The 11,968-nt window shown below is 64.9% G+C and carries 13 protein-coding genes and 1 tRNA gene; 11 read left to right on the top strand and 3 right to left on the bottom strand.

From position 1 onward, the window contains the following. Nucleotides 1–10: 10 nt before the first annotated feature. The gene (locus tag C936_RS0112120; protein ID WP_018174465.1) at nt 11–1,036 is read right to left on the bottom strand and encodes a serine/threonine protein kinase; all 1,026 of its coding nucleotides are present in this window, start codon (nt 1,034–1,036) and stop codon (nt 11–13) included. Between the two features lie 88 nt (nt 1,037–1,124). Between C936_RS0112120 and C936_RS0112115 the strand changes: the two genes are divergently transcribed. The 11 genes from C936_RS0112115 (at nt 1,125) to C936_RS0112065 (ending at nt 10,544) form a co-directional block, all read left to right on the top strand. Next, entirely contained in the window at nt 1,125–1,805 is a 681-nt protein-coding gene (locus C936_RS0112115; RefSeq protein ID WP_018174466.1) for a TVP38/TMEM64 family protein, read from the top strand. 148 nt (nt 1,806–1,953) lie between these two features. Further along, nucleotides 1,954–2,946 (top strand): MBL fold metallo-hydrolase, encoded by a 993-nt coding sequence (locus tag C936_RS0112110; RefSeq protein ID WP_038038701.1) that lies wholly within the window; start codon nt 1,954–1,956, stop codon nt 2,944–2,946. Between the two features lie 149 nt (nt 2,947–3,095). Further along, the gene (thrS, locus tag C936_RS0112105; RefSeq protein ID WP_018174468.1) at nt 3,096–5,012 is read left to right on the top strand and encodes a threonine--tRNA ligase; all 1,917 of its coding nucleotides are present in this window, start codon (nt 3,096–3,098) and stop codon (nt 5,010–5,012) included. Nucleotides 5,013–5,019: 7 nt separating this feature from the next. After that, entirely contained in the window at nt 5,020–5,553 is a 534-nt protein-coding gene (gene infC / locus C936_RS0112100) for a translation initiation factor IF-3 (RefSeq protein ID WP_081601214.1), read from the top strand. Between the two features lie 102 nt (nt 5,554–5,655). Next, nucleotides 5,656–5,853 carry a 50S ribosomal protein L35 gene (gene rpmI, locus C936_RS0112095; protein WP_018139157.1) on the top strand — a complete coding sequence of 66 codons (198 nt, stop codon included), beginning with the start codon at nt 5,656–5,658 and terminating at the stop codon, nt 5,851–5,853. A gap of 20 nt (nt 5,854–5,873) precedes the next feature. After that, nucleotides 5,874–6,233 carry a 50S ribosomal protein L20 gene (rplT, locus tag C936_RS0112090; RefSeq protein WP_018139156.1) on the top strand — a complete coding sequence of 120 codons (360 nt, stop codon included), beginning with the start codon at nt 5,874–5,876 and terminating at the stop codon, nt 6,231–6,233. Nucleotides 6,234–6,375: 142 nt separating this feature from the next. Next, nucleotides 6,376–7,404 (top strand): phenylalanine--tRNA ligase subunit alpha, encoded by a 1,029-nt coding sequence (pheS, locus tag C936_RS0112085; RefSeq protein WP_038038722.1) that lies wholly within the window; start codon nt 6,376–6,378, stop codon nt 7,402–7,404. Continuing rightward, nucleotides 7,404–9,764 (top strand): phenylalanine--tRNA ligase subunit beta, encoded by a 2,361-nt coding sequence (pheT, locus tag C936_RS0112080; RefSeq protein WP_018174469.1) that lies wholly within the window; start codon nt 7,404–7,406, stop codon nt 9,762–9,764. Before pheS ends, pheT begins: the two co-directional genes overlap by 1 nt. A gap of 4 nt (nt 9,765–9,768) precedes the next feature. Next, nucleotides 9,769–10,068: an integration host factor subunit alpha gene (locus tag C936_RS0112075; protein ID WP_018139153.1), complete on the top strand. Its 300-nt coding sequence runs from the start codon at nt 9,769–9,771 to the stop codon at nt 10,066–10,068. After that, nucleotides 10,052–10,408, top strand: a complete 357-nt coding sequence (locus tag C936_RS0112070; protein ID WP_012982329.1) for a MerR family transcriptional regulator — start codon at nt 10,052–10,054, stop codon at nt 10,406–10,408. The genes C936_RS0112075 and C936_RS0112070 overlap by 17 nt, the downstream gene beginning before the upstream one ends. Before the next feature lie 59 nt (nt 10,409–10,467). Next, nucleotides 10,468–10,544 (top strand) — tRNA-Pro (locus tag C936_RS0112065). 98 nt (nt 10,545–10,642) lie between these two features. Here C936_RS0112065 and C936_RS0112060 read toward each other — a convergent pair. Further along, nucleotides 10,643–11,359, bottom strand: a complete 717-nt coding sequence (locus C936_RS0112060) for a flagellar brake protein (RefSeq protein ID WP_018139152.1) — start codon at nt 11,357–11,359, stop codon at nt 10,643–10,645. Between the two features lie 118 nt (nt 11,360–11,477). Then, nucleotides 11,478–11,963 (bottom strand): flagella synthesis protein FlgN, encoded by a 486-nt coding sequence (locus C936_RS0112055; protein ID WP_018139151.1) that lies wholly within the window; start codon nt 11,961–11,963, stop codon nt 11,478–11,480. Nucleotides 11,964–11,968: the final 5 nt, after the last annotated feature.

Below are 11,968 nucleotides of genomic sequence, written 5' to 3'. Positions count from 1 at the left end.
CAGCGTCTCCTTAAAGATCCCAGTAGTCCCTGGCCGCGACCCCCGGGCTGTCCAGTTCCAGTGCGGGCTCGTCCAGGGCGGCGGCTTGTTCGCGAAGGGTCAGGATGTGTTCCTCCCAGTAGCGCGGGGTGTAGAACACCGGGAATCCGTCGACGAACGCGGGATCATCCGCCCGGCGGGCCAGCCAGGCGGCGTGGCGCATGATGCGCAGCGTGCGCAGGGTGCTGATCAGGCCCAGCTCGCGGCGGTCGAAGCGCATGAACGTCTCGTAACCCTCCAGCAGGTCGCGCAGCTGTGATGCCATCTCCGGTGGCTCCCCGGAGAGGAACATCCAAAGATCCTGCATCGCGGGCCCATTGCAGGCGTCGTCGAGGTCGACGAAGTGGGGACCGTCGTCGGTCCACAGGATGTTGCCCGGGTGGGTGTCGCCATGCAGCCGGAGCTGCGGGACGGGGCCCACCGCCTCGGTGTTTCGCTGCATGCGGCTGATCAGGTCCGCGCTGAGGTCGCGATAGACTGACTGCAACTCGGGGGGCAGGTAGCCGGAGGCGAGCACGTCCTGCCGCGCCTGTTCGCCCAGTGCCACCGGCTCCAGCGTGATGCGTTCGTGGAATGAGGCGCTGAGGCCCACTTCGTGGATTCGCGCAATGAACCGCCCGATGCGCTGCAGCGTGTCCGACTGCTCCAGGTCCGGCGTACGCCCGCCGCAGCGCGGATAAACCGCGAAGCGAAAGCCCTGATGATGGTGCAGGGTTGCCCCGTCGTCTGCGACCAGCGGCGCGACGACGGGGACCTCCCGCGCGGCCAGCTCCTGGCTGAATGCATGCTCCTCGAGGATCGCGCGGTCGGTCCAGCGGCCGGGCCGGTAGAACTTGGCAATGACCGGCGTCGCATCCTCGATGCCAATCTGATACACCCGGTTCTCGTAGCTGTTCAGGGCAAGCAGGCGGCCATCGCAGCGCAGGCCGGTGGTTTCCACCGCGTCGAGAATCACGGTGGGTTTGAGGGCATCGTATGGGTGGGGCTGTGTATTCATGCGGCCAATGTACGCACGCGGGCAGCGTCCGGGTCCAGCGTTTTGACGAATGCGTATCGGGAGAGGGCAGGTGAATCGAGCGTACTGGGTGGTGGCGATCCTTGCGGTGGCCGCATTGATCGCGTTCTTCGCGCTCGACTTGGGCCGTTTCCTGGAGTTCGAGCGCCTGCAGGCAGCCCAGGGGGATCTGGAGGACCAGCGTGCGGCCCGGCCGCTGTTGGCGGCGGTGGTGTTCTTCTTCGTTTATGTGGTGGTCGCGGCGCTGTCGTTGCCCGGTATCGTGATCATGACGCTGGCGGGCGGGGCCATCTTCGGGGTGTTCTGGGGTAGTGTGCTGTCGTCCTTTGCCTCCACACTGGGCGCGACGCTGACGTTTCTGGTGGCGCGCACCATCGCTCGCGAGCCCCTGCAGCGCCGATTCGCAGACCGGCTGGAACCCATCAACCGTGGCTTCGAGCGCGAGGGGGCGTACTACCTGTTCGCGCTGCGCCTGACGCCGGCCTTCCCCTTCTTTGTGATCAATGCAGGCATGGGCCTGATGCGCATCAGGACGTGGACGTACTACTGGGTGTCGCAGCTGGGCATGCTCCCGGCGACGATCGTCTTTGCCAATGCCGGTACGCAGATCAGTCGTCTGGACGGGCCCGAGGGGATCTTTTCGCCCGGTCTGATTGCCTCTCTGGTCGCGGTGGGCCTGTTTCCGCTGGTGGCGCGGTGGGTCGTGCGTGCCCTGCATGGTTCGACAGGGGACTCGCAGCCGCGGCGCTGATGTGAACCCTGTCTAAATATGCGCGAAAGCGGATATAATCGCCGAAAACCAATAACGGCCCGAACGGGCGTTCGAAGGCCGGGGTACACGCGACGCGTTCGCAGGCTCTCCAACCGGGGGGCGAAACCCGCTTATTGAGGATGTTTGGATGGATAGGCAATTGAAAGGGCGCTGGACCGTATGGCCAGTGCTGGCCGTTGTGCTGATGGGCCTGGCCCTGATTGCGCAGGCCGGAGAAGAGAAAGAAGAGCCGCGCGACCGACCCATCGAGAAGGTACTGGAGCCGATTCAGCTGACGGACCGCGTCTGGTACTTCTACGGTTCGCTGGAGAACCGCACGCCGGAAAATCTCGGCTTCACCAATAACACGGGCTTCGTCGTCACTGACGACGGCGTCGTGCTGATCGATTCGGGGCCGAGCTACAAGGTCGCCGAACGCATGGCCAGGGCGATCGCCGAGGTCACGGATCAGCCGATCACGCATGTGATCTCGGTGGGTTCGCAGGATCACCGCTGGCTGGGCAATGGCTACTTCCACGAGCAGGGTGCGGAGCTGGTCGCCCTGCAGCGCACTGCATCCACGCAGGCCGAACGCGGCGAGGGGCAGATCGAGTCCCTGGCGAATACCGTGGGAGAAGAGGCCATGGAAGGGACCGAGCCAGTCCCGGCCCCGAATCCGATTGACGTGGACGAACACACCCTGACGGTCGGCGGGGTGGACTTCGAACTGATCTATGCCGGGGACGCCCACTTCCCGGGCGATATCATGGTCCACCTGCCAGGCGAGGATGTCGTGTTCACCGGCGACATCGTCTACACCGAACGCATGTTGGGCATCCATCCCTGGAGTAACCCGGTGGAGAAGCTGGAGGCCTTCCGGCACCTGGAGTCCATCGATCCCGAGATCGTCGTACCGGGTCATGGCCGCGCGACGGACATGGCCGAGGCGCGCCAGGACACGGGTGACTACCTGGAACTGCTGGTGCGCGAGGTCGAAGCGGGTATCGAGGACTGGGAGTCCCTGGACGAGGTGGTGGAACGCCTGTCCGATCTCGAAGAGTTCAAGCACCTGCGCCACTACGACGACTGGCATCGACCCAACGTGAACCGGACCTATCTGTTCATCGAAGAGAACATGTAAGGGGCGATCCGGGAATCCCGGCTGCAGGCCGGGAAACCTGCCGCGGCGCGGGGCGTGTGATACGCTTCGCGCCGTTGTCGTTTCCGGCAAGTCCAATTTTTGACACGCGACGTTCGACCCCGCGTATGGGTCGGCGAAGGAGCCTTGCAATGCCCGCAGTAACCCTCCCCGACGGCAGCCGCCGCGAGTTCGATCATCCAGTCACCGTGCTGGATGTGGCCAAGGACATCGGTCCGGGCCTCGCCAAGGCGACCCTGGCCGGCAAGGTGAACGGCCAGCTGGTCGATGCCCGCCACGAGATCGACGCCGACGCCGAACTCGCGATCGTGACCGACCGCGACCCGGAGGGGGTGGAGATCATCCGGCATTCGACCGCGCACCTGATGGCGCAGGCGGTCAAGCAGCTCTTTCCCGAGGCCCAGGTCACCATCGGCCCGACCATCGAGAACGGCTTCTACTACGACTTCGCCTATGACCGCGGCTTCACGCCGGAGGATCTGGAGAAGATCGAGAAGCGCATGAAGGAGCTGGCCAAGCAGGACCTGCCGGTGGAGCGCTCGCTGATGGATCGCGACGAGGCGGTGAAGTACTTCCGCGACATGGGAGAAGAGTACAAGGCCGAAATCATCGCCTCCATCCCGCAGGGCGAGAACATTTCGCTGTACAAGCAGGGCGACTTTGTCGATCTCTGTCGCGGCCCGCATATCCCGTCAACCGGCAAGCTGAAGGCCTTCAAGCTGACCAAGGTGGCCGGTGCCTACTGGCGCGGCGACTCCGACAACGAGATGCTGCAGCGTATCTACGGGACCGCCTGGGCGAACAAGGACCAGCTGAAGGAATACCTGGAACGCCTGAAGGAGGCCGAGCGCCGCGATCACCGCAAGATCGGTCAGGAGCTGGACCTGTTCTCGATCCAGGACGAGGCCGGCGGCGGCCTGGTGTTCTGGCACCCGAAGGGCGCGCGCATCCGCCGCGAGATCGAGAAGTACTGGTACGACATGCACGAGAAGGCGGGTTACGACTTCGTCGTGTCGCCGCACATCGCGAACCTGGAGCTGTGGAAGACCTCCGGCCATGCGGACTTCTACGCCGAGTCCATGTACGAGCCGATGGAGGACGAGCACCAGGCCTTCCAGCTCAAGCCGATGAACTGCCCGTTCCACGTGCTGATGTACAAGGACCGGCTGCATTCCTACCGCGATCTGCCGCTGCGCTGGGCGGAGATGGGCACGGTCTACCGTCGCGAGATGTCCGGCGCGCTGCACGGGCTGATGCGTGTGCGCGGCTTCACCCAGGACGACGCCCATATCTTCTGCCGCGAGGACCAGATCGAGGCCGAGGTGATGGCGGTGATCGACCTGACGCTGGAGGTCCTGCAGACCTTCGGGTTCGAGAAGTTCGATGTGAACCTCTCGACCAAGCCGGAAGATGCGGTCGGCTCCGACGCGATCTGGGAGCACGCGACCGCGTCGTTGCGCTCGGCGATCGAGAAGAAGGGGCTGGAATACTCGGTGGACGAGGGCGGTGGCGCCTTCTACGGGCCGAAAATCGACATCAAGATCCACGACGCGATCGGCCGCGAATGGCAGTGCTCCACGGTGCAGCTGGACTTCAACCTGCCCGAGCGCTTCGACATGGAATACGTGGCCGAAGACAACGAGCGCCGGCGCCCGATCATGATCCACCGCGCGCTGCTGGGCTCGGTGGAACGTTTCTTCGGCGTGCTGATCGAGCACTACGCCGGGCACTTCCCGACCTGGCTGGCCCCGGTGCAGGCCGAGGTGCTGACCATCACCGAACGCCAGGACGACTATGCCCGCGAGGTCACCAAGACGCTACGGGACAAGGGATTCCGGGTCGAGTCCGACTTGAGAAACGAGAAGATCGGCTTTAAGATTCGCGAGCACACGCTCAAGCGCGTGCCGTACCTGCTGGTCCTTGGAGACAAGGAAATGGAAAACGGGCAGGTCGCGGTGCGTACACGAAGCGGAGAAGACCTGGGCGTAATGAGCGTCGAGGCCTTCGGCGAGCGCCTCCGGGAGGAGGTCGCCAGTCGCCAACACTGAACCTTGAATTGGAGAGAAGGCTATTAGCGCAGCGAAAACGGTCCGCCTGAACGATCAGATCACGTGCCCGCAAATCCGACTGATCGACGCCGAGGGCGAGAATCGCGGCGTCTGCAGTACTGCAGAGGCCCTGGAAATGGCCCAGGAGAGCGGTCTGGACCTGGTCGAGATCTCACCGAATGCGGAACCGCCCGTAGCCCGGATCATGGACTACGGCAAGTTCAAGTTCGAGCAGGCGAAGAAGGCGCAGGAAGCCAAGAAGAAGCAGAAACAGATCCAGATCAAGGAAGTGAAGTTCCGTCCGGGTACGGACGAGGGCGACTACAACGTCAAGATTCGCAACCTGCGCCGCTTCATCGAGGGCGGCGACAAGGGCAAGGTGACCATCCGCTTCCGCGGTCGCGAAATGCGCCACCAGGAGCTGGGTGGCGAGCTGCTGGACAAGATCGAGCAGGACATGTCCGATATCGCGGTCGTCGAGCAGCGGCCGAAGATGGAAGGACGCCAGATGATCATGGTGCTGACCGGCAAGAAGAAGTAGGCCGGTCAGACAACAAGGATCGCGCAGGTCTCCGCATACCTGCCGGTCCTCCCATAAACGGCCGGCCCGAATCGGGTACGGCCCAAAATGCCGGAGAGAGCAATGCCAAAGATCAAGACCAATCGGGGTGCGGCCAAGCGCTTCGCCCGTACCGGGTCTGGGAAGTTCAAGCGGTTCCAGTCGCACCGCAGCCACATCCTGACCAAGAAATCCACCAAGCGTAAGCGTCAACTGCGCAGTCCGGCCATGGTGCACGAGGCGGATGTCGCCGCCGTGCGCAAAATGCTGCCGTACCGTTGATCTGACCGAGGAAGAAAGACATGCCACGAGTCAAGCGCGGTGTAACCGCTCACGCCCGTCACAAGAAGGTCCTCAAACAGGCCAAGGGCTACTACGGCGCCCGGAAGAACGTCTTCCGCGTTGCCAACCAGGCCGTCATCAAGGCCGGCCAGTATGCCTACCGTGACCGTCGCCAGAAAAAGCGCCAGTTCCGGTCGCTGTGGATCGTCCGCATCAATGCGGCGGCCCGTCAGTTCGATCTCTCCTACAGCCGCCTGATGGCGGGTCTGAAGAAGGCCGAGATCGAGATCGACCGCAAGAGCCTGGCCGATCTGGCCGTGCACGACCTGACCGCCTTCGGCAAGATCGCCGAACAGGCCAAGGCTGCACTGCCGGCCTGACGAGGTCCTGCAGGATTACCCGCCGGGCGCTGCCTGGCGGGTCCCGGAAAGGGGAGGGTCGACGCCCTCCCTTTTTTGTTTCGGGAACAGGGAACACCGGGACGGCGGGCAACCGCCGCCCCGTCACTTTCGGGGAATGCACGTGGAGCAACTGCAACAGCTCGTCGCCGAGGCCCGCGACCGCATCGAGGCGGCCACTGACCTGAAGGCGCTGGATGATGTCCGGGTGCAGTACCTGGGCAAGAAGGGCTCGATTACCGCTCAGCTGAAGGAGCTCGGCAAGCTGCCGGCGGAGGAGCGTCCGGCCGCCGGCCAGAAGGTCAACGAGGCCAAGACTGAGGTCGCCGGCCTGATCGAGGCCCGCAAGCAGGCCCTGGCGGACAGCGCCCTGGCCGAGCAGCTGGCCAGCGAGCAGGTGGATGTGACCCTGCCGGGGCGCCGCCTGCCCGAGGGTTCGCTGCATCCGATCACCCACACCCTGGAGCGCATCGAGGCATTCTTCGCCGGGCTGGGGTTCCGCGTGGCCGAAGGGCCCGAGGTCGAGGACGACTTCCACAACTTCGAGGCGCTGAACATCCCCGAACATCACCCCGCGCGGGCGATGCACGACACGTTCTACTTCGACGCCCACCGCGTCCTGCGCACCCATACCTCGCCGGTTCAGATCCGGACCATGGAACAGCAGAAGCCGCCGCTGCGCGTCATTGCGCCGGGGCGGGTCTATCGCTGCGACTCCGATCTGACGCACAGCCCGATGTTCCACCAGGTCGAGGGGCTCTGCGTGGACGAGGACATTACCTTCGCGGATCTGCGTGGCGTCTTGAGTGCGTTCCTGCAGAGCTTCTTCGACCGCGACGACCTGGCCACGCGCTTTCGTCCGTCGTATTTCCCGTTCACCGAGCCCTCGGCCGAGGTCGATATCCAGTGCGTGCACTGCGGTGGCGATGGCTGCCGGGTTTGCAGTCATACCGGCTGGCTGGAGGTGATGGGCTGCGGCATGGTGCATCCGAACGTGCTGGGCCATGTGGGCATCGACCCGGAACAGTACACCGGCTTTGCCTTCGGCCTCGGGGTCGAGCGGATGGCGATGCTGCGCCACGGCGTGAATGACCTGCGCCTGTTCTTCGACAACGACATCCGATTCATTCGCCAATTCGGACGGACCGGCTAATGCGCATCAGTATTCAGTGGCTGCGGGACTGGCTGCAGATCGACGAGACCCCCGAGGAGCTGGGCCACCGCCTGACCATGGCGGGGCTGGAGCTGGACGCGATCGAGGCGGCGGCACCCGCGTTCAGTGGTGTGCGCGTGGGCCGGGTGGCGAAGGTGGAGCCGCATCCGGATGCCGATCGCCTGCGTGTCTGCCAGGTCGATGTTGGGGAGGCCGAACCGCTGACCATCGTCTGCGGCGCGCCCAATGTGCACGAGGGCATGGTGGCGCCGGTCGCCGTGGTTGGCGCGGTGCTGCCCGACAACTTCAAGATCAAGAAGTCCAAGCTGCGAGGCGTCGCCTCCGCGGGCATGCTGTGTTCGGCACGCGAACTGGGCCTTGCGGAGGACGCCGAGGGCCTGCTCGCACTGCCCGCGGACCTCAAGATCGGCGCGGATCTGCGCGCGGCACTGGGCCTGGATGATCACATCCTGGAGGTGGACCTGACCCCGAACCGCGCCGACTGTCTCGGGATGCGGGGGATTGCCCGTGAATGCTCGGCGCTGCTCGATCGGCCGCTGAACGAGAACGTGGCCGAGCCGGCCGGGGCGGAACTGGACGCACGTGTTGCGATCCAGGTCGAGGATACCGAGGCCTGCCCGCTGTACGCGGCGCGCGTGCTCGACGGTCTGGATGCGCGTGCGTCCACGCCTTTGTGGATGACCGAGCGCCTGCGGCGGGCCGGGGTGCGTCCGCTCAGCGCAATCGTGGATGTCACGAACTACGTGATGCTGGAACTCGGGCAGCCCCTGCATGCGTTCGACGCGGGCCGTCTGGGTGACACCATCGAGGTGCGCTGGGCGCGCTCCGGCGAGGCGCTGACCCTGCTGGGCGGGGACCAGAAAGTCGAGCTCGCCGAGCAGGACCTGGTAATCGCCTCGGCCACCACTGCGGTGGCGCTGGCGGGGATCATGGGCGGCGCCGACAGCGCCGTGGATGACGACACGACGCGGGTGGTGCTCGAGTGTGCCCACTTTGCCCCGCTGGCACTGGCCGGGCGCGCGCGGGCCCATGGCCTGCACACCGATGCCTCGCATCGCTTTGAACGTGGTGTGGATCCGACCCTGGTCGAGCGGGCCATGGAGCGTGCTACGCGTCTGTTGCTGGAGATCTGTGGCGGGCAGTGCGGGCCGGTGGAGCGTGTCGGCGAGCTGCCGTCGTCTCATTTCGCCCAAGCGATTCGACTGCGCCGGCCCCGCATCGAACGGCTGCTGGGGACGACGTTCGCGGATGAAGAGGTCGAGCGCATCCTGGGCGCCCTGGGTTGCCAGGTCGCTTCCTCGGATGACGGCTGGCAAGTCCGGGCCCCGCGTGCCCGCTTCGACATGGAGCGCGAGGAGGACCTGATCGAAGAGCTGGCGCGGGTGCATGGCTACGACCGTCTGCCGCAGCGCCTGCCGTCCCCGGTGGCGCCGGCCGAGCGGCCACCGGCCTTGCGTGGTCTGCGCGATCAGTTGGCGAGTCAGGGGTTTCACGAGGTCATCAGTTTCAGCTTCATCGATGCCGAGGCCTCGCGGTCTTTCTATCCGACGGTGGAGCCGCTGGGCCTGGCCAACCCGATCTCCAGTGACTTGGCGGTAATGCGCCCCGGCCTGTGGCCCGGTCTGGTCGCCACGGCGGCCTACAACCAGGCGCGCCAGCAGCCAGACCTTCGCCTGTTCGAGCATGGCCTGCGTTTTGTACCGGATGCTTCCGGCTTGCGCCAGGAGCCGCGTCTTGCGGGCCTGCTGGGTGGGCGGGCGCAGTCGGAACACTGGGAGGCCGCGTCGCGCCGCGTTGATTTCTTTGATGCCAAGGGCGTGGTCGAGGCGCTTTGCGCCTCCGTGGATGCGCCGCTGGGCTTTCACTCGGAGAAACATCCTGCGCTCCACGACGGACAGTCCGCGCGGATTCTGGCGGGTGATCGCCCCATTGGCTGGGTCGGGCGCCTGCACCCGGCGCTTTGCAAGCAGTTCGATGTCGAGCCGGTGTATCTGTTCGATCTCGATGCCCGGGCGATCCTGCGCGCACCGGTCGCCCAGTTCGCGCCGCTGTCGCCATATCCGTCGATCCGGCGTGATCTTGCCCTGGTGGTGCAGGCGACCGTTCCGGCCGGTGATGTGCTGAACGCGATCGAAGAACTGGGGCTGGAGCTGGTGCAGGATGTCCGGCTGTTTGATGTCTACCAGGGCAAGGGCTTGAATCCGGACGAGAAGAGCCTCGCTTTGGGCTTGATTTTGCGGGCTTTTGATCGCACCCTAGGCGAACAGGACGTGGCAAGCGTCACCGACAAGGTCGTCGAGCATCTGCACGCTCGCTTCCAGGCAACCCTGAGGCAGTGATTCCATGGCAGCAGTGACGAAGGCGGATCTTGCCGCCACGCTGAACGAAGAACTGGGCCTGAACAAGCGTGAGGCCAAGGAATTCGTCGAGATGTTCTTCGAGGAGATGCGCCAGTCGCTGGAAGAGGGTGAGGGCGTGAAGCTCTCCGGCTTCGGCAACTTCATCCTTCGCGACAAGAACCAGCGGCCCGGGCGCAATCCGAAGACCGGCGAGGAAATCCCGGTCTCGGCGCGGCGCGTCGTCACCTTCCGCCCGGGGCAGAAGCTGCGCGAGAGGGTCGAAAGCTATGCTGGAAGCGAGTAACCACCAGGAACTGCCCGCGATCCCGGGCAAGCGCTACTTCACCATTGGCGAGGTCGCCGAGCTGTGTCAGGTGAAACCTCACGTGCTGCGCTACTGGGAACAGGAGTTCCCGATGCTCGAGCCGGTCAAGCGGCGGGGCAATCGGCGCTACTACCAGCGCCAGGACGTGATCCTGATCCGCCAGATTCGGGCCCTGCTGTACGAAGAGGGCTATACGATCAATGGCGCGCGACAGAAGCTGTCTGGCGACGAGGCCAAGGGTGATCGCCAGCAGGCACGCCAGATCATCCAGGATACGATCTCGGAGCTGGAATCGGTGTTGCGTGTATTGCGCGCCTGAGAGGTCTTCTGGTCCGGGTCCTTTCGTGGGGGCAGGGAATCGGATATGATTCGCGGCTTCGGGGCGTAGCGCAGTCTGGTAGCGCATCTGCATGGGGTGCAGAGGGTCGCAGGTTCAAATCCTGCCGTCCCGACCAAGTTCAACGACTTGAAGGATATTCTTCAGGTGAAAAAAGAGGCCGCATCGAGCGGCCTTTTTTGTGTCTGGAGTGAGGGAAGAGACTGGCCTCGTCTGTTACTCCATCGAACGCCGGCGCGCCTCGCGCTGATAGTGCAGCAGGGCGATGTTGAACTGCCGCTCCAGCCACTGGTTCATGCCGGTGACCTGGAAGCCGGCATACACGTATCCGTCGCGCGGGCTGCGACGGCGATTGGCCAGACGCAGGTCGCCGCCCAGGCGTTCGCCAACTTCGGGCAGTAGCAGGTTCTCGAAACGCATCGGGGTCCCGATCTCGATTGTTTCGACCCAGTCTTGTGGTACCTCCACGCACATCCCCTGGGCCGAAAGATCGGCCAGGTCCCCGATACCGGGCTCTTCCCATTCGCGGTACTGCAATTCGACGCGCGGGCGCTCGCTGATCGGGATATGGACGCGAAAGGTCTCGCGTCGCTGGAGATATTCCAGGGTCTCGGGATAGGGGCAGACGTAAAGGGCCCCGGCGTCCTCGCGTTCGATGCGCGAGACGGCGGTGGAGAAGCGTACGGCCACCCCGCGCAGGCTGGCGAATACCCGCATGCCAGTGCCTTCCTGGGCGTGGCGATTCGCTTCGATGGGCGTGAGTTCGTCGAGGAAGAGCTCGCGTGCACCGGAATCAAGGCGAACCAGCGCGGAGTTGTACAGCGGGCCATCGTCGTCGAGGCGGACGTTGACGAGGGTGAGCTTGTGATCCAGATCCTTGAGGATGCCGGCAATCCGCTCCGGCTTGTCGACGGTGTAGTCGGTCTCTTCCATGCGTGGCGTTGTTGTAATTATTGGGCCAAGCCGCACGGTACTGCCGAGCGGTCCGGAATGCCAGCCCCGGGTGTGAGGCGGAGAAGGGCGGAGAGGTGTCGCGCAGAGCGCGCGCGGGTCATGCGCGGGTGATGCGCCGACCGGTACGGCTGCCGGACTGGGTGCGGCCGTAGGGGTCGTAGGTGGGAGCCGGGCCGGGTTCCTCGCCGCGCAGGATCTGGATGGACATCTCCACGCGACGACGGTCGCGATCGATCAGTCGGGCATTCCCCTGGTTGAGGGTATTGCAGCGCTCCACCGAGCGGCGTAGCGCCTGCCAGTGGTCGTCCAGCTCGGCGCCTCCCTCGAGCCGACCGAACAGCCGTGCAAGTCCCTCGGGCGTATACGTTTCGCCGGCGGCCTCGATCGTCTCGCGCTGTCGCCGGCTTTCGGTTTCGAGTTCCTGCAGTAGCGTCTGCTTCTGGGCCACGACTTCGCGCAGGGTCTCGGCGGCCCGTGATTCCACCGCCCGGGTCTCCTGCAGCAGGATGTCCTCCATCTGGTGGCTCAGCCGAATCGAGGCCTCCAGCGAGCGGAGGAAGGCGTGGCGTTGTTCGGGCGACATCGTCG

The organism is Thioalkalivibrio sp. ALJ4, assembly GCF_000377225.1.
GTDB lineage: Bacteria > Pseudomonadota > Gammaproteobacteria > Ectothiorhodospirales > Ectothiorhodospiraceae > Thioalkalivibrio.
This window is presented reverse-complemented; position numbering and strand designations above follow the sequence as displayed.